General features: G+C 54.0%; 17 protein-coding genes. 7 read left to right on the top strand and 10 right to left on the bottom strand.

The features are described 5' to 3' along the window. Positions 1 to 10: 10 nt before the first annotated feature. The 4 genes from traF to ACXUPB_RS22635 all read right to left on the bottom strand — a co-directional run bounded on the left by traF (position 11) and on the right by ACXUPB_RS22635 (position 3,848). On the bottom strand, positions 11 to 1,030 hold the full coding sequence (traF, locus tag ACXUPB_RS22650) for a conjugal transfer protein TraF (protein ID WP_101146470.1): 1,020 nt from the start codon (positions 1,028 to 1,030) through the stop codon (positions 11 to 13). Then, positions 1,027 to 1,482 carry a metal-dependent hydrolase gene (locus ACXUPB_RS22645; RefSeq protein ID WP_157826485.1) on the bottom strand — a complete coding sequence of 152 codons (456 nt, stop codon included), beginning with the start codon at positions 1,480 to 1,482 and terminating at the stop codon, positions 1,027 to 1,029. Before ACXUPB_RS22645 ends, traF begins: the two co-directional genes overlap by 4 nt. A gap of 71 nt (positions 1,483 to 1,553) precedes the next feature. After that, positions 1,554 to 2,207 (bottom strand): ERF family protein, encoded by a 654-nt coding sequence (locus ACXUPB_RS22640; protein WP_157826486.1) that lies wholly within the window; start codon positions 2,205 to 2,207, stop codon positions 1,554 to 1,556. Between the two features lie 549 nt (positions 2,208 to 2,756). Further along, entirely contained in the window at positions 2,757 to 3,848 is a 1,092-nt protein-coding gene (locus ACXUPB_RS22635; RefSeq protein WP_052703833.1) for a DUF7146 domain-containing protein, read from the bottom strand. 715 nt (positions 3,849 to 4,563) lie between these two features. Between ACXUPB_RS22635 and ACXUPB_RS22630 the strand changes: the two genes are divergently transcribed. Beyond that, positions 4,564 to 4,890, top strand: a complete 327-nt coding sequence (locus ACXUPB_RS22630) for a hypothetical protein (protein WP_246286688.1) — start codon at positions 4,564 to 4,566, stop codon at positions 4,888 to 4,890. An 87-nt stretch (positions 4,891 to 4,977) separates the two neighbouring features. Here ACXUPB_RS22630 and ACXUPB_RS22625 read toward each other — a convergent pair whose 3' ends face one another. The 3 genes from ACXUPB_RS22625 to ACXUPB_RS22615 form a co-directional block, all read right to left on the bottom strand. Then, positions 4,978 to 5,739: a hypothetical protein gene (locus ACXUPB_RS22625; protein ID WP_113270634.1), complete on the bottom strand. Its 762-nt coding sequence runs from the start codon at positions 5,737 to 5,739 to the stop codon at positions 4,978 to 4,980. Positions 5,740 to 5,754: 15 nt separating this feature from the next. Beyond that, the gene (locus ACXUPB_RS22620) at positions 5,755 to 6,405 is read right to left on the bottom strand and encodes a HupE/UreJ family protein (protein WP_035561902.1); all 651 of its coding nucleotides are present in this window, start codon (positions 6,403 to 6,405) and stop codon (positions 5,755 to 5,757) included. Positions 6,406 to 6,544: 139 nt separating this feature from the next. Further along, on the bottom strand, positions 6,545 to 6,910 hold the full coding sequence (locus ACXUPB_RS22615) for a hypothetical protein (protein WP_035561818.1): 366 nt from the start codon (positions 6,908 to 6,910) through the stop codon (positions 6,545 to 6,547). Between the two features lie 128 nt (positions 6,911 to 7,038). Between ACXUPB_RS22615 and ACXUPB_RS22610 the strand changes: the two genes are divergently transcribed. Next, positions 7,039 to 7,314: a metal-sensing transcriptional repressor gene (locus tag ACXUPB_RS22610; protein WP_035561815.1), complete on the top strand. Its 276-nt coding sequence runs from the start codon at positions 7,039 to 7,041 to the stop codon at positions 7,312 to 7,314. Between the two features lie 35 nt (positions 7,315 to 7,349). After that, a complete protein-coding gene (locus ACXUPB_RS22605; RefSeq protein ID WP_035561811.1) occupies positions 7,350 to 8,720 on the top strand; it encodes an MFS transporter in 1,371 nt (456 codons plus the stop codon). Between the two features lie 1,186 nt (positions 8,721 to 9,906). On the opposite strand, the gene ACXUPB_RS22600 is transcribed toward ACXUPB_RS22605, so the two are convergent. The 3 genes from ACXUPB_RS22600 to ACXUPB_RS22590 form a co-directional block, all read right to left on the bottom strand. Next, a complete protein-coding gene (locus ACXUPB_RS22600) occupies positions 9,907 to 11,532 on the bottom strand; it encodes a bifunctional DedA family/phosphatase PAP2 family protein (RefSeq protein ID WP_290699191.1) in 1,626 nt (541 codons plus the stop codon). Between the two features lie 400 nt (positions 11,533 to 11,932). Continuing rightward, complete coding sequence (locus ACXUPB_RS22595) at positions 11,933 to 13,345, bottom strand: ATP-binding protein (protein WP_113270638.1); 1,413 nt, start codon at positions 13,343 to 13,345, stop codon at positions 11,933 to 11,935. Beyond that, complete coding sequence (locus ACXUPB_RS22590) at positions 13,342 to 14,004, bottom strand: response regulator (protein ID WP_113270639.1); 663 nt, start codon at positions 14,002 to 14,004, stop codon at positions 13,342 to 13,344. The genes ACXUPB_RS22595 and ACXUPB_RS22590 overlap by 4 nt, the downstream gene beginning before the upstream one ends. Positions 14,005 to 14,276: 272 nt before the next feature. On the opposite strand from ACXUPB_RS22590, the gene ACXUPB_RS22585 reads away from it, so the two are divergent. The 4 genes from ACXUPB_RS22585 to ACXUPB_RS22570 all read left to right on the top strand — a co-directional run bounded on the left by ACXUPB_RS22585 (position 14,277) and on the right by ACXUPB_RS22570 (position 17,714). Continuing rightward, positions 14,277 to 15,269: an IS30 family transposase gene (locus ACXUPB_RS22585; RefSeq protein ID WP_350359360.1), complete on the top strand. Its 993-nt coding sequence runs from the start codon at positions 14,277 to 14,279 to the stop codon at positions 15,267 to 15,269. 200 nt (positions 15,270 to 15,469) lie between these two features. Beyond that, positions 15,470 to 16,594: a glycosyltransferase family 9 protein gene (locus tag ACXUPB_RS22580; RefSeq protein WP_235272582.1), complete on the top strand. Its 1,125-nt coding sequence runs from the start codon at positions 15,470 to 15,472 to the stop codon at positions 16,592 to 16,594. Positions 16,595 to 16,668: 74 nt separating this feature from the next. Next, complete coding sequence (locus ACXUPB_RS22575) at positions 16,669 to 17,046, top strand: diacylglycerol kinase (RefSeq protein ID WP_217908915.1); 378 nt, start codon at positions 16,669 to 16,671, stop codon at positions 17,044 to 17,046. Then, positions 17,028 to 17,714 (top strand): phosphatase PAP2 family protein, encoded by a 687-nt coding sequence (locus tag ACXUPB_RS22570; RefSeq protein WP_035561798.1) that lies wholly within the window; start codon positions 17,028 to 17,030, stop codon positions 17,712 to 17,714. Before ACXUPB_RS22575 ends, ACXUPB_RS22570 begins: the two co-directional genes overlap by 19 nt. The last annotated feature ends 20 nt before the right edge of the window (positions 17,715 to 17,734 follow it).

The raw sequence follows: 17,734 nt of genomic DNA, 5'->3' as shown, positions 1-17,734 counted from the left end.
CTGGAGAACATTACTCAACTCCTTGGGGAATGCCGGCGCCGAGGCCACCGGATGACCGTTCCAGCATGTCGGGGACGCTGAAATCAACGGGAGGACTCGTGCCATCACCAACCGCCTCGAGGCCCTTTTCTGCTGCTCGTTGGATAGCACCAAAGAAGACCTCAATCCTCGAGGTAATCCGCTGCGCTGCTTCAACACCACTGGAGACGCGGAACCAAAGATCATCCTGTGGCAGGTAAAGCCAGAGGTCCGGTACCGCTTCGACGGCAAGGTGGCCAGCAGCCTCTACTGAGCGTCCTGTGGTATCGCAGCTGTTCGAGAACTCTGGCATGCACCCCCCATCAAGTGGGGCGTTGTAAATAGTGAGCCCAGTACGTCGTTCGAGCTGCTTCATAACTGGTTGCATGTCATGACAGAATTGGCAGCTAGACCGGGTAAACCAGACGAGAAACCCATTCTGGTCATCTATCTCTTCCATGACCGCGTTGCGCTTGCCATCGCGTGCTCGTGACGCTGCACGAAGCCCAAAAGAGGAGACGGGGCTATGTACGAGGGGGTTGAGGTCCTGGTTTTGGATCTGATTCCACTCCCACATCCTCGACATTGTGATGGCTTGGTCGACGGCCCATCGCATATACCGCTGAAAGGCCTCGACTGTCTCTGGATTGTTGGGGTTCATCACAGACTGGTTAAGCAGCATGTCGCGCTGCTTGGCTTGAAACTCGAAGCTCCCCTCTGGGTCGACAAAACCACAAGAGGGCTCCCACTGTTCTGGGTCCGTACAATCCAGCTCCTCTTCAGGCGCCTTGGCCATCGGTATCTCGACTGGGGGCTCTTCGGGCTCTTCTTCCTCATCATCATCTAAGTGCCCCCAGAACCAACCGCATTCGCGAGCATTATTGCTATCAAGGCAGGCTTGCCCTCGGTCCCCACCAGGCTGGGCTATAGCGGTCGAACTCAGCGTTAGCAAAAGCGCCAGCATTAGCTGCAGAAATGGCGCCGGCAAAGGGCCAGCGGTAATGTGTTTCATAGCACAAGGCTCCGTATCAAAATCGCGGCAATGACCCAGGCCAACAGCACGGGCCAAAATTCTGAGGTGCCGCCATCCCACAGCTTCAGGGAATGGCGTTTGGCGGGGTGCCACACAGGCACTCCCAAAGGGGTGCCAGCATCTCCAATGACGTGAGAGAGCCCACCAACCGAGAAACCAAAGAGCAGGGCGGCAAGCAATGGCGCATCAGGTAGCCAAACGGCTGATGCCACTGCCAGCCCTAGCCAAGGGAGCAACCAGTGGGTCACAGTCCTATGGGGTATGAGCGTGGCTGGACCAATGCGGATCTCCAGCCAGTCAGGTGCCGTTGATCCAGGCAGCGCCATCGCCGCCACTGCCAGCGCAGACATCCCACCATAAAAGGGGGTCATAATCGCACCAGCCGATGCGCCAAGCGCCAGGCCGAATAATCGATGAGCGTTCCCGGTCAAGCTGCCTCCAAATACCTGTGTCATGCACGCGAAAAAGCCCCAACTCCACAAAGGGATGGGGCTATGGAAGGTTAAGCATGTTGGGATTGCTGTCGCTGGATAATTCGGCGTCGCTGTGCGATCGCTCCCTTGAGCCGAGCTGACAGGTGTGCATCCAGTTGAGCGCTATTGACCCAGCGTTCGGCCGAAACCAATCGCTCAACATCTGAGTTTTCAATCTCCGCTAGAATCGCTTCGGGCGATGCCAAACGGTGACCGTTCGATACCCGCTGCTCTGATGGCTCAGGCTCTCCTTGGGAGAGAAGCACTGAGGATTCCACAGCGGCGTTATTGGCAGCATTTCCATCATCGTCCGGGCCTTGAGCAAGGCCTAGAAGAGCCATCAACCCATAGCGACGTGCATACGTCTGGGCTGACGCCACACCATGGCTATCAAGGGTCTCAACGGGCATCTCACAGTAAGAGCCAATGTACTCCCCAGAAGGGCCATGAATGAGCATGGTCTCCATCACCACAGCCCCCACTGTTCCGGGCACAGGTGCCTGAACCAGTGCAATTTCAAACTTATTCAAGTCGGCACGAATGCTGCCGATTATAATTGCGAGGCTTGCATAGCGGTTGTCGTACATCGGATTCGTAGAATCCGGTGCGATCAGACCACCAAGCTCAGCCTGCACTGAAGCCAGGGCTTTGCCGATTCTGGCGATCGAGTCACTGCGATTCATAACGTGCTCTCCTCTCATCCCCCAGGTATCGGGGTCTCATGAGGGGTAGGGGCGCTACTGACAGACAAACGGGAGGTGGTATTGAGATTACCGAGAGGAGTGGCAACGCCGCTGAAGTGACACGATCCAGCGGATAAATCAAACAAACGTTTAATTTAAAAGAAAGTAGGGAGAAGTGATGCACCACGCAAGGGAACTAGAATCATTCCCTAGGCCCCATATAACCTTAGTCTCAGAACGAATAACAGATAATAAAAGCAAGGCTTGTTATGGAATGACAGATAGGGCGGTAACTTTGGACCCTGTGCTCAGAGCCTTGAGCACAGAATCACCGCCCGGAGGCATGCTATCCACGCTAAAAAGCGCCAATGCCACAGAAATGCGCTTCAAGCGAGGTAGAGTGAAATGACCTAAGTGATCAGTAGCTGCTTGACCCAAACAGATTCAGCAAATATATAAAAATGCATCCTTCCTCCCGAATCCCATCATGCTGAAAATGAAAAACCCTCCTGACAATGGATGTCAGAAGGGTTTGAAGGGTTTGAAGGGTTAAGCAGCTTTGCTCTTGCGGGGAAATCCCGTGAGCCCACTACTGGTGTACACATCAGCCCAATCAACGCTCACATCAGTTGAGCTGGATGCATCAGGGATCTTTATCGAAGCTCGAATCCCTTTCTCTAAAAGCCGAGCCTGGAGCACTTCCGCTGCGTCCTGACCAGCCTTGCGTCCTTTCCTGTCGGGTAGGTCACGATCAGCCCAAATAACGACTTCCGTGACACCCTCAGGCGGCTCGAACGACCTCATTAGGGAAGCTGACAGTACCGGCCAGACAGGCATTCCCGTAGCAGCCCGAATAGCTAGCGAGGTCTCAATACCCTCAGCCACACCGATAACGCCGGCTGTAGCTGTGCCTAAGCGAATAGCACCACCGTGGACATCACCATCCTTCACCACAGGGAACAGCTTTTTAGCCTTGCTCACAGGCGCCTTCTCTACCACACCATTTTCTGTGCGGTTGAGATACGTCCTATGCATCGTGACAGGCTTTCCAGCCGCATCCCTGACAATGGTTATCAGTGCAGGGTAGTAGCTAACCACTTTGCCTTTCTCGATGTAGGCCATCCTAGGGTGGAGGCGTGCCTCCGTCTCGAGAACGCTAAGCATCGGCTTTACAGGCAACCCGCGGAACTGCAAGTAGCTCGCCAGCATGAAGCGACCTTCGCCTCTTCCCAGGGGTAGAGCTTCTTCCCAGCGCTTGCGCAGCGTTGGCCGGATGTCCTGCTTTTCCTCGACCTGCCGTGGCGGTGGCCGTGATACTGTAGGCGCCAGCGGCTCAACGGATTGTTCACCGAGAGCCCCCATTACCTGCTCCAGTATTTCGGGAAGAGCCCAGCCTTTCAGCTCTTTCAACAGGCTAAAACCATCCCAGTTACCGCAAGTGCAAATGGCCGTACCCCGTTGCTTGAAGCCGCGATCGAGGCGGAAGTCTTCCTTGCCACCATGTATCGGGCAATCGATGTGATGTCCCGGGTGGGCAATTGCATGCTCCAGCTCGGGGCACAGTGCCTGAAAGACCGTATCCCATTGACCTTCCGCGACACGCTTCACATCAGCAATTTCGTACTTGTTGCTATTCCTCATGATCTGCTCCTCTCTCATTTCCGGTCACCCGGATCTCACAATTAGATAGGGCGACCAGTGACGGCTATGAAGAGGTAGGGGAGACACTGCCACCAAATAAAAATGTTCCGCATGCGAAACAATGGCAGTTGGAAGTCCTATACAGAGAAAAGCCCCTCCCGATTAATCGGAGAGGGGCTTGAAGGGTGCCTAGTCGTTCAGTGTGTGGCTAAGCCGCGGAATGCGTCTTGAGCCACTTCTGTTGCCAGGCAGCTTTGTCCTGCTCACTAATACTTTGCAAGCAGTTGCCAATGAGGCGGGCCACAGCACGAAATGCACAATGCACCACTACTTGGCCCAGCAGTAACTCGACCAAGCATGGTCACGCATACCGAGCTATACGGAACTGCTTCATCACTTCGGGGCAGAGGGATTGCGGCGTGTGAGGCTCCCTATGTGATGGTTGCATGAAGAGCAAGGGGTAGAGCCGGATCACCAAGCAAAGCGGATCGACTCAGAGAAAAGACGTATTCAAGCGTGTCTCAGTTCTATGCCGTCCGCTTCGCTATCAGACCAAGTGCTGCAAGCCTGTTGGCTGTAATTGGAAACCCGTATAGAGGCGGGCACAACGTCCCACACCTCCGCACGACTTGCACTAAGCGCGGCAGCCGCATTGTTACTCAATACTGACAGAGAGGGACAGCGGCTACCTAACCAGGGCGATGTGGACAGTTACTTGAGTGCGGTGCCCGGACAAGCAGCCTTGGTGACGGGGTTTACCAATTTCTTAAATCGCCAGCATGCCACCACACTGACCCCTAGGGTGGATGAGAAACGGGCAAGAAAACGGCGAAAAGAAAAGTTGGCTCGCACCATGATTCAAATGGCTAAGTGTACTGATCAAGGGGAGGAGTGGAAGGAACGATGGATCGTCACTACCATGGAATACTGTCATGACAAGAAAGTATCTAAAAAAGCACTCCGTCAACAGACCATAGAGCATTCAGGAGACGGGGTTCGGGTTAGCATGGAGGGCGTGAGCTACTGGCTGCCTATTGTATAAGAGTAAAACGTTAGCTCTGCTGTTTGTCGTTAGGTGCGCTATGGGGGCCGCCCCGGCCTTTTGGCCGGAGCGGTTCAGTTAAGGGAATTAAAGCATACCTTTTAGCTCCCCGTAGTCTCCTCCAACACGCAAGACCACGGTCACGTCGTTGTCATTGCGGTTACGGAAGAACCAGCCGTGGTTGCCGGTGAAAGCAGCTTCCAGCTCTCCCTCATCTTCGGGTACGCCACGCCCCTTCTCGTAGCTGATGGAGTTCCCATTGCCATCGCCGTGGGTGTCAAAATTAAGTGGCCCGCCGTCGGACGCCCAAGCGAATGTCGCGACAGCACCTTCTTCCATCGTTAGCTTATACTCGGTACCTTCACCCGGCGTGAGTGTGAAGGTCACCTCATCACCCCATGCCGCAGTTTCTTCAGTTGCCTGGGAAGGTGTCTCCTCAGCGGCAGGAGCGTCAGCAAGCGCTACGTTTGCTTCAGTCTGCACCATCTCTTGGTCTTCTGGTAACGAAGCGGCTACCTGCTCCGTCTCTACGTCTGAAGTTGGCGCAGCAGTAGCGGTTGCAGCCGAAGGTTGGCTATCACTAACGGCCTCTTGAGGTGCAGCGGGTTCAGAAGCCTGTTGGACACTGGCTTGGTCGAGCTCGGCTTCCTCAGCCAACTGGGTCTTGATTTCTCCCATCTCCGTCAGCCCCAACAAGCGCCCAGCGCCGGTCGGGTCAATGGCATACTCAGCAGGTAGCACGACGCTGATCAGCAAAGCGACGGCAATAACGACTGCCATCAACGTAGAGCGAAGTAACTTACCCGTTGACGGCAGTTCGGCACGGGTTGGAAGATCAGTGTTATACATTGGGGACTCCTTCAATTAGGCAATGAAATAGCCGGTCAGTTGATAACCTACCAGCATAAAACCAGCACACATCATGGCGACGTTGGCGGTATAGGCGTGGCGTAAGAAGCCCGTAGTGCGTCGCCAGAAGCCCATCACAATGAGAATGGCGCTCAATGCCAGTAGCTGGCCGATCTCTACGCCTATGTTGAATGCCAGAAGGTTAGGGACGAGACCATCGGGCGAGATATCGTACTCAATGATCTTGCTCGACAGGCCAAAGCCATGAAACAGACCGAACACCAACGTGGCTACCTTGGTGTTGGGCTGAAAGCCGAGCCAGCGCTGATACGCACCGATGTTATCGAGCGCCTTGTAGATAACGGATAGCCCGATGATGGCATCGATCAGATAGCTATTGATGCCGATATTGAAGTAGACCCCGAGAAGCATGGTCGTCGAGTGACCGATGGCAAAGAGGCTGACGTAAATAGCGATATGCTGCATTCGGTAGAGGAAAAAGATGACCCCTAACAAAAACAGGATGTGGTCATACCCCGTTACCATGTGCTTGGCACCGAGATACATAAACGAGATCAGATTAACGCCATAGATCTCTTGGATGTAGCCCTTGTCACCCTCAGCAACCGCGTGAGCAAAGGCCTCGCCACTGGCACCCAGCAGCATGAACAACAGTGTTAGAAAGGCTAAGGCGTGGCGTCGTGCCATCATAGGCAAGCCGAGCGCACCCCTTACTTGGGATGGAAACATGCAACCTCCACGGGTCTGTCATTAGTGTTGGCCATCGGATGGATGGCCCCAGTCATCAAGCGACGACTGGCCGTGGAGGGCGCTCCAAGCGGTAGACACGACGCAGGGGAAAAGCGCGTCGTTCGCCTAGCCGCATGGCATGACGAACGTTTGGTGCGATGGCAATGTTCGCCCCCAAGCGATCCGCTTGTTCGTGGAAGTGACTGCCGCTCTCATGAGAGAGGTGTCGACCGTCATCGTGTTCATGCCCATGGGTATGCCCATGGCCCTTCTGAACACTCTCATGGTGAGATGACTCAACGCCAACCATGCTCATTGCGCCATGCGCACTCGCTTCGCCCACACTGGTAAGCACCAGGCTAGGCAAAAACAGCAGTAGCAGGGTCAGATAGCCAAGACGGTGGCGCAGCCGATTGAGCATTTAGAGCAACCAAGACAAAAATTGACGATAAAAAATGTAGATAACAATTTGCTTACGCTGTAGCTCCGCATAGCACCAATAGATTATCATCCCCTCCAGGGGGATAGGAATAGAATAAGGAAAAGAAAATGACAATACATACACACCAGTCACATCCCGATATCATCAAGCGCTTAAACCGGGCTCGGGGACACCTTTCGAGCGTGACGCAGATGATAGAGGATGGTCGCCACTGTCTAGACATTGCCCAGCAGCTTCATGCGGTTGAGAAAGCTATTCAACAGGCCAAACGTGCCTTGGTTTTAGATCATATCGATCACTGCCTAGAAGATGCCTTGGGCTCTCAGGATCAAACGCAGCGGGCGCGGACTGAAGAGTTCAAGGCCATTGCCCGCTACCTGTAAATGCATCTAAGCTCCCCTCACTTGAGGAACGCTCTATGCTCGATGTACTCGCCCATCGCGTCTATCGCCATCTCTTTTTCGCTCAGGTCATTGCACTGATTGGCACCGGTCTGACCACCGTTGCCCTAGCGTTACTGGCTCATGATCTTGCTGGGGGGCAGGCGGGTGTCGTACTAGGCACAGCGCTGGCGATTAAGATGGTCGCCTACGTGGGCATTGCTCCACTGGTGGGTGCTTACGCCTCACGCCTACCTCGACGCACGTTGTTGGTTAGCCTCGACTTGCTGCGAGCAGCCGTGGTTTGCGCACTGCCTTTTGTTACCGAAGTGTGGCAAATCTATGTGCTGATCTTTCTACTCAATGCTTGCTCAGCAGGCTTCACTCCCGTTTTCCAGGCGACAATACCGGACATCCTAGAAGACGAAGAGCAATACACACGAGCATTATCCCTGTCACGCCTTGCCTACGATTTAGAGAATCTTCTTAGCCCGATGGTGGCCGCGGCATTGCTGATGGCGATGAGCTTTGATGTCCTGTTTGTACTCAACGCCCTGGCGTTCGTGATCTCTGCCTCACTGGTTATATCGGTGATGTTACCTGAGCCACAACCACTAGAGGAAATTCCCGGTGTTTGGCGTCGCGTTTCTCACGGCATACGGATTTATCTAAAAACACCTCGCCTTCGCGGTCTGTTGGCGTTGAACTTGGCGGTCTCAGCCGCCGGAGCGATGCAGATCGTCAATACGGTAGTGCTTGTTCGCTCTATGTTGGGGCTTGGCGAGAAAGAAGTAGCTTTGGCCTTTGCGGCCGCAGGTGGGGGCTCCATGCTGGTGGCCGTACTGCTACCTAAGGTACTGGATCGATTGCCTGAACGACCAGTCATGCTGTTGGGTGGCGTTATCATGGCGCTCAGTCTCTACTTGGGCTGGCTAGGCCCATCGTTTGCGGGACTTGTCGGGCTATGGTTGCTACTGGGTGCAGGCGCTTCGATGGTCATGACCCCTACAGGGCGCTTGCTCAAGCGTTCGTGCCAGACGGAGGATCGTCCAGCGCTATTTGCTGCCCAATTCTCGTTGTCACACTGTTGCTGGTTGATCACCTATCCGTTGGCAGGCTGGCTGGGGATAAACCTGGGTCTGACGGGAACGTTCGCTTTGCTCGGGACAGTAGCTTTAACGGCGACAGGGCTTGCGATGCTTACTTGGCCTCGTCGAGACTCAAGAGAGATTGCGCATGAGCACTCGCCTATACGTCATAGCCATCTTCACTATCACGATGAACACCATCAACACGAGCATGAAGGGTGGGAGGGGCCGGAACCTCATAGCCATCCCCACCATCATCCCAGAAATGTGCATCGGCACATATTTGTCATTGATAACCACCATACACGATGGCCTTCGTGACACATTAAGGCTGACAAGTTAATAGATGCCTATTAGGTTAAATCACTACGGGTGATGCCTACTTTACTGAAGGCATTCACCCCAGAAGCTTCGCAGGGAACATTTTCCTTCTTGGGCTTAAGGTGCTTGAACGTATCGGCGATCCCTGGGCAGTGGCCAGCCAATTACTCAGCTATCTTGCTGCTGGTGTGGTGTTACCCCCACGTCACACTGACCACTAGACCGTTGGGCGTGCGATTACTAAGCGTAAGGCGTGCGTTTTGGCGCTGGGCCAACTCCGAGACAATCGATAAACCCAATCCGCTGCCGGTGGTGCCCTGGCCAGAATCGCCTAAAGCGCTCAGTGACGTTATCCAAAAGTGCCTCGGGGAGTCCGGAGGACGAGCAAACGCACATCAGCGACTTACACATTTGGTCGATTGGCCCCAATATCCACGCGGCGATTGTCGCGCTCGTCTCACACAGCCCAGAATCGCCTGATATTTACCTGCAGCGCATTCAAGCTCGATGCCCGTCGTTAGTACACATTACAGTCGAACCCCAGCTGTCTCACTGATCCAAAGAAAACTGACAACGGGATGAGTTAACCCTTTGAGCGATGTGAGCCAAAACCTGAAGGCTCAGATTGAGGAGTAGCCCGTTCGAATTATGGCGTTGCGGCAGGTCTTTTGTCGGGTCGGCGACATCAATGTGATCGGCACCTATCTGAGCAACAATCCGGTCGAGTCGTTGCACGATGGGCTGACCCACCTTCATATTCAAACGTACCGCCGACCGCCGCCACACTGTCGGAGTGGCGCTTTCCAAGCGCCGAATGCTCAGCGGAGACAGTCTTGGCGTCGCGTCTGATAGGCTCCCGGCGGTGTATCCCTATCATAAAAGTCACCTCCTCCGGATCAAGGGCTTGGCGCTGCTTGCGTAGGCGTCTGGCAAGCCGGACAAGGTACTTGTGCTCGGTGTTCATGTTGGCTCCAATCAGGGCAGTTGCGATCTATTTCTGCGTCCATACGATGATCGGGATGCAACAAGCTGCCTTCGACCCGCGCCATATAGTGGATTTCATGACGAGATTTTTCATGTCGCTAACATCACCCGGTTGCGCTCCTGATTTTTGGATACATACAGAGTCGGCGGGTTATACAATTATAGTCTTTCACGATTTAATAGGGTGGTCATTTCAGTCCTCTCACCCCGCCGAATCGGCTGGTGCCAGCAGCACAGGCTGGCCATCTTCCCTCCTGCGCAGTGTGCCCGTCAGCCGGAGATCGTGCCGAGAGGGATAGGCAACCTCATGTACCACTGGCAAATTGATCATGCCGACAGCGCGACGAATGACTTCGGTTTCCACGCTCACGAGTAGGATCGGCGTCTGCCTGCCTGTGTCGGAAAGCGCCGTGTTCGACTTCCAGAGGCGCAGGACCTCGCGACTCTTGCCGTCCTGTGCGGGCCGCACCATGGTCAATACCGAAAACTGGCCATCCTGCAGTCGAGGGATCACCGGCAGCGCCTCGGCTGAGACTGCCGGATCGAGATAGCGTGGCAGGGTCTGCAAGGTGAGGCCATCGGCGCGGACCCAGCCAGCAGTGCTCGCAGCTGCCTCGAAGGCAGTAGAGGTTCCCGTCCATTGCAGCGAGAAGGGTTCTTCCGTTTCACCCACCAAGTCGGTTCTACGCACCGGGAGGGTTTGCCAGTCTGCGGTAAGCCAGGCATCGCGGGAAATGACCTGCACAGGTGTCGGGGGCGGCGTGTACATGGCCACGGCCTGCGGCAGAGCGCGCCATGAGTGCCAGGCTCCAAATCCGAGGAAAACGAATAAGGCCAGCGCGATCGCCATACCTGGCCGGGCCTTGCGTAGGTCTACGCGACGAAAGGCCAGCGCAAAGCATAGCGTAAGCCCGGTTCCCAGCAGCATGCCGCCGACGACATCCGATGGCCAGTGGGCCGAGAGATACAGGCGCGAGGCGGCGATGATGCCCACGACCGCGGCGAAGGCCATGGGCATCACCCTGCGCCAAGGTTGTGGTAAGCCGAACCAAGCAAACCAGGTAAGCAGTCCCATCAGCGTCGCGGCCCCCGTGGCGTGGCCGCTCGGGAAGCCGAAGACCTGGGCGCCCTCGTAAAGTGCCTGCGGACGCGGTATCGCCAGTCCCGCCTTGAGGAGCGTGGCAAGTCCTGAGGCAATGGCGATGCTCAGTACAACCCCTAGGGCGAGGTGCCACTGCCTGCGCAGCAGTAGCCAGCAAGTGACCGCTGCAGACGAAGCGATGATGACATAAGCGTCACCGAAGCCGGTGAGGAAGGCGACGACTTTATCGCCCGGTTCGGTACGCAGGTGGCTAAGGGCTAGGCTAATCGACTGATCGGCGACCGCCAGCCCGCTCCGCTCGGCCACCTCTTGAGCCAGAGTCGCCAAAGCGGCGGCAACAAAGGCTAGCGGGACACCAATCAGGATGAGCGGTTGTAGGTCATGCGAGGGCGCGAGAAGTGACATTGCCAAAGTGCTGACACGACCCTCGCCACTTTTCCGCAATCGCCCGATAAGCCGCAAACGCAGAGCCTCAAGGGCTGGCACGCCCCTGGTCAGCATCAGACGAATCAACAACACAATGGCGAAGCCAGCTCCGAAGATGATGCCGACAAGCACCACCAAACGCATGCTTGCATGCCCTACCAAGCTGAGCCCGAGGCCAGCCACTGCACCGGGGAGGATGTGAGCAGGAGCCCATATGATTGCTGAAGTAATATTTGCCGCCAGAAAGCGAACAGGGGCCATGCCCGACACTCCTGCCATGACGGGTATCACTGCTCGCACGCCCGGCGTAAAACGAGCGATCAGGATACTCTTGCCGCCAGGCGTTGCTGGTATGGATGAGGTTTGGCCGCCCCCTTAGCGGCCATGCCGTAGTAATACCATCGCGCCAATGATGACCGACCCAAAAGGACAGCCCATCTCCTGCGATTGCCCCAAGGGTCGTGGCGATCAGAATTGGCCATAGCGCAAGATGCCCGAGACCAATGGCGGCACCCAAGGCAACTAGCAAGGCGGTTCCGGGAACGAGGGCACCGATAACGATGATCGATTCCGAAGCCGCGAGCATGAAAGCCGCAATGACCGCAACCCACTGGTGTTGTTCGAGATACGTCGTCAGCGATGCCATCATTTCCGTGAGCCACATGTCTTTTCCCTTGTCTTGAAGTGATCGAGTCGGAGCTTACGATGCACAGGCATACACACGCTCCCACCTCACGCTAACCTCAAGCCCACTAGGTTCACGGTTGGTGAGGGTAAGAATGGCTTGTTGGCGCTGGACTAACTCCGAGACAATCGATAAACCCAATCCACTGCCGGTGGTGCCCTGGCCAGACGCGCGCCTAAAGCGCTCAGTGACTTTATCCAAAAGTGCCTCGGGGAGTCCGGGGCCCGTGTCTCTCACCGTGAGCTGAGGCAAGCCCTCCCAAAGCGCTAACTCTACCTCTACCTGACCGCCTTCTGACGTATAGCGCAAGGCGTTATCCAATAAGTTACGAAACAGAATCCCCACCTCGATTTCGTCGGCGCGGACCTCCAGCCGGGTTAAGCCTGTTAGCCTCAAGTGCTGATCTCGCTCTTCAGCGAGTGGCCACAGCTCAGCTACCAGTTCAGCAATAATAGGATAAAGATCGATAGTGGCCGATGAGGTTGTGGCCACTTGATCCAATCGAGCCAAAATAAGCAGTTGTTCTACCACCCGCTGAAGCCGTTCCACACCTATATAAGCCTTTTGTAATGATTGCTCTCCTCCCGCCTGCGCGTTATCTAGGTGAATCCTCAGTGCTGCTAAAGGGGTGCGTAATTCATGGGCCGCATCTGCGGTGAAGCGCCGCTCGCGCTCTAACGTTTCTTTCAGCCGGGCGATAAAATCGTTTAGCGATTGACGTAATCCATTAAGCTCTTGAGGAACAGGATTATCGATTTCACTTAGGTCGCGGGCAGAGCGGCCTTGCACCTGACTAGAAAGCGCTTGGATAGGGACAATCCCCCGCCGGATAATACGGCTCATCAGCCAAAGAAGAAGAGGTAGCAAAAAAAGCATCGGCAATAAATTATTCCAGGTGATGCGCTCGACTACTTCATCATGAAACGAACCTCGCAGCCCCATGCTGATCCAGGTATCGGTGGTAATATCGAACATGCTGAAAACCCGCCAACGATGACCATCGTAGCTTTCCCAGCGAAATCCCTCCTCTAAAGGAGCGGGGAAAGGCCCTGCATCATTCCATTTGCCCCCTAACAACCTGGGTGAGCCATCTGAATTCCAAAAACCCAGCACTAATTTAAGCTCTTCCTCGTGGTAAAGCTTGGGACTTGATTCAGGGCTGTTCACGGGCACTGCGATACCGTCGCGATATAGCTGGGCCGGATATTCTGGAAGGCCCAGGTGCGAAGCCAGGCGAGCATAGTCGTCAATGGTCGCGTTTGGGTCGAGTTGGCCAGCTACAATCCGGCTATGCAGACTGAGCTGTGTATCGAGAATTTCTTCTAGCTCGTGATCGGTAATTAAGTAGGCAGCGGTAAACGCAACGCCCCCGGCGAGAACCAGGGCAATGGCGAGCGTACGGAGTAGATAACGCCGTATGGAGATCATCGCGCTTGGCTATCCAAACGGTAGCCAATCCCGCGCACGTTAATGATCAGATGCTTTTCAAGCTTTTTACGCAGATGATGAATGTGAACCTCCACCGCATTGGACTCGACCTCTTCGCCCCAACCATAAAGCAAATTTTCCAAACGGGGACGAGACAGCACTCTGTCGGGGTGCCTGGCTAGCTCTAACAATAGAGCATACTCCCGGCGGCCCAACTTTACGTCTTTGCCCCGCCAACTCACCGCATGACGCGCCTCATCAATACTCAGCGCTCCCAGTGTCAATATCTGCGAAGCGCGCCCCTCAGCGCGTCGCATGACGACACGCAAACGGGCGAGTAACTCCTGCAAATTAAAAGGCTTGAGCACATAGTCATCCGCCCCCGCATCTAAACCGCCAATACGGTCTTCCATCGCATCTCGGGCCGTCAAAATCAGAATAGGTAGAGTGGATTGCTGACGGAGTAACTGCAGTACCTGCATACCGTCCATATCGGGCAGTCCAAGATCCAAAATAATCACACTGAAGGTCTCGCTGCCGATAGCACTGATTGCCTCGCGCCCAAGCATAAACCAATCGACCGTGTACCCCTCGCGTTCCAGCGCCGTTTTAATGCCATCCCCAAGCAAGGGATCATCTTCTATTAGCAGTGCACGCATGCTGCTCCCCCAATCTACAAACCGCTATCTTCGCCACTAAAACTTAAGCTTTTCTTAAATACGGCAACGTATCCCCCACAAAGCATACGCATCTGAATTCAACCTGTAAGTCAGCCACCCTTTTTTGCAAACCTTTTACGCAGCTTAACTCTTCTTTAAGTTACTTAGGTCCTGGATTCATAGAATAAGCGCAGCACTTTGGATCACAAGGTAGAGGCAGGAGGGCCAGCGCCGGTACCCTCTCTGCCTTACCTACCAAAGTGAAGCAGAGCATGGGATACCGACAACTGACCCAAATCCAACGATACCAAATTTTTGCCTATCTTGAGACCGGCATCAGCCAGCGACAGATCGCCCAGGCCATTGGTGTCCACAGCAGCACCATTAGCCGCGAGATAAAACGTAACGGTCTGACCCGTGGTTATGCGCCTGAACAGGCCCAATTGGTAAGTGATCAGCGCCGACGCACCGCCTGGAAAGTGACTAAACGACTACCCAGCCTGGTTCGCTGGGTCACTGGCCAATTGATGGACGAATGGAGCCCTCAACAAATCAGTGGTTTTATGGCCAATGCCAACGGAGTCTGCGTAAGCCATCAGTGGATCTATGCGTTAATCTGGGACGACAAGAAGCACGGTGGAACCTTATGGAAACGGCTCCGGCTGCCACGCCAGCGGCGCTATCAGCGCCAATTGGCTAAGCGGGCGGGGTTAGGCAAAATCCCGCACCGAGTAGGCATCGAGCAGCGCCCTGCCAAGGTGGAAGAACGGCGCCATATCGGACATTGGGAAGGCGACACGGTGCTTAAGGGCCACAAAGAATCCGGGCTGGTGACCCTGGTCGAAAGACGCAGTGGCTACCTCTTGGCAGCGCGGCTGCCAACAATCACCGCCACTAGAACGGCACAGGCGATGACGCGGTTATTGGCACCACGCCGAGGGGCAGTGCACACCATCACTTTGGATAATGGGTCGGAATTCGCCGAGCATCGGAAGGTTGCCAAGTCCGTCTCGGCCAAGATCTATTTTTGCGACCCGTACCGCTCATGCCAGCGTGGTACTAATGAAAACACCAATGGTCTGATTAGGCAGTATTTTCCTAAAGGTACTGACTTCCGCAAAGTGACCAATGCCGAGCTACGAAGAGTCGTCAATAAGCTAAACGATAGACCAAGAAAGCGGCTGGGATACCGAACCCCAGCCCAGGTGTTCTTAGGTGAATACTCAGGAGCGCTAGAAACCGCAGGTGCTGCACTTATTAGTTGAATTCAGGGCTCAAGCTGCTTCTTTCGCCATGGGCAAAGCCAAAGCAGCGCCTTCACTGGCGGTCATTTTGAATCTGCCCTGTCGCTACCGCGGGCAGGTCATTTTCTATTAACTGAATAGAGCGCCAGAGTATGCACTTACTAACACTGATTAGAACAAACTATTATTTAAAAATAATGGCCCGTTTTGTAGAAAAAAGAATGAAGCGATTTTTACTCGGAGGTATACGGTATATCGTCAAAGCGCCTGCACCAGAAACCATTAATAACCTTGTGGGCATAGAAAAAATTCTCATTATTCGCCCCAATTTTCGTCTGGGCAACGCGCTAATCAGTACCCCTGTCATCGATGCTTTTCGTGAACGTTTTCCTTCCGCGCGCATAGATTATTTAGCGACGGATAAAACATGGCCACTGTTGCAGCAACGTCCTGTTGATCATTTTCATTTACTGTCGAGAACCGCCATTCTCCGTCCCTGGCAGTGCGTGACGCTATTACGACGCTTACGGGCACAACGCTATGATCTAGCGGTACAAGTGAGCGGAGGTTCAACGAGCGGCTTTATCGTGACCCGGTTAATAGGAGCACGGTACAGCATGGGTTCAGGTAAAGGTCACCAGCGCTGGTACAACATTGAGGCGGAAGGTAAGTCATCACATGCCTATGATGCCATCGTCAATTTGACACGCCCGCTCGGCGTTGCTTGCCATAATCGGCCACTGCTCCAGCTAACGGATCAGGAAGGCTATCAAGCCATGACGAAGATACGACAGCTATTCAGTCTGCATAGCGACCACTCATCAGATACAGACTTTATTGCGATCTTCGTAGGCGGGCATCAAAACAAACGTTGGCCGTTGGCATTTTGGCTAATGCTCATCGATGCCATGGAAGCCTGCAAAATACGTTATGTCGTTTTCCTTGGACCGGAGGAGTTTAGGCTTCTAGCCCCTATTGAGCAGCGCTTGATGTCATCACTGTATGGTAGCTTATGCCCGCCGCTTCCTATTCGTCACTTTGCCGCTGTTCTAGGGCGAGCGCGGTTACTCGTGACACCAGACTCAGGGCCTATGCACTTAGCGGCAGCACTCGATGTCGCCACCATTTCCCTAGTACGCCAGAAAAAATCACTCGCCTTCGTACCACGAGAAGCCTATGACACTATTCTGTGGCGCCCAGAGATCAGCACGGTAATAGACGCTATCAGCGCTAATCTTGACGGACAAAACGCAACCGCTCCCGTTCAACTGGCCTCGGCAACAAACCAACCAACACAGTGGGTTAGAACACCACCCAGCGCTGCCCCTTTGCATTCTAGCTACTGAATTAAAGCGCATAACTGTTCGTTAAGTTTTGCGCTTTACAGTGACCCTACTGTTACGTTATCGAGAGTACTGTCTTGCCTATTTCAACGACGTCAAAACCTAATGGCACGGGTGTCAAACGCATCTTCCGCGCTTCTATTAATGCAGTATCGGGTTTAAAAGCTTGCTGGATAAATGAGTCTGCATTTAGACAAGAGGTGATGCTATGCCTCGTCCTTTACCCTTTTATATTTTTTGTTAATGCCACTTCCGTAGAAAAAGCATTGCTGTTTTCTTCACTCACCCTTGTAGTGATAGTAGAACTCATTAACTCCGCCATCGAATGCACCATTGACCGTATTGGACTAGAACATAACGAACTTAGCGGGCGTGCTAAAGACATGGGGGCTGCCGCCGTCATGATGACCCTTTTTATGATGATGGGTGTGTGGCTATGCGTGCTGCTCTACTAAATGTTCTCAAATCCGTAGCATCCGTATGGCTTTTATTTCTAATCGTCATGTCGGTCTTCAGTATTTTAAACATAGATTTTACGATAACTGACGTTATATATCGCTTTCAAGGTAATGCCTGGACGTGGAAAGATGCCTTGATTACCCAAGATGTTCTTCACACAGGCGGTAAATGGCTAAGCTTAGCGATGGGTTTAGTCACACTCCTCCTTTTGATACTAAGCACCGTTGTAACTCGTTTTAAAGCGTATCGCATGCCGCTTTTATATCTTTTTTCCGCAACGCTTCTTTCTACGCTGCTTGTCGCAACGCTTAAACAACTTGTGAACATGGAATGCCCTTGGGATTTAGTTCGCTATGGCGGGGAACGAGACTTTATTGGCTTGCTCAATACACGGCCTTCCTCCATGCCAGCATCCGCCTGCTTTCCCGCCGGGCATGCCAGCGCAGGCTATACGTGGATAGCCCTCTACTTCTTTTTTGCCGCCATACGGCCTCATTGGCGATGGGCAGGGCTTTCTCTGGGTTTAGGGCTTGGCCTTACGTTTGGGATCACTCAACAGTTCCGCGGGGCGCACTTTCTCTCCCACGACCTCTGGACCGTCATGATTTGTTGGACCGTAAGCTTTGTCCTTTCAAGATTCTTATTACACCCCAGCGTTCATTAATCTTTTCATTCAGAGATCTT

The organism is Vreelandella sp. DA03-1M (assembly GCF_055725665.1).
Note: the sequence above shows the minus strand (reverse complement) of the source record. Positions and strands in the feature narration are given on the sequence as shown.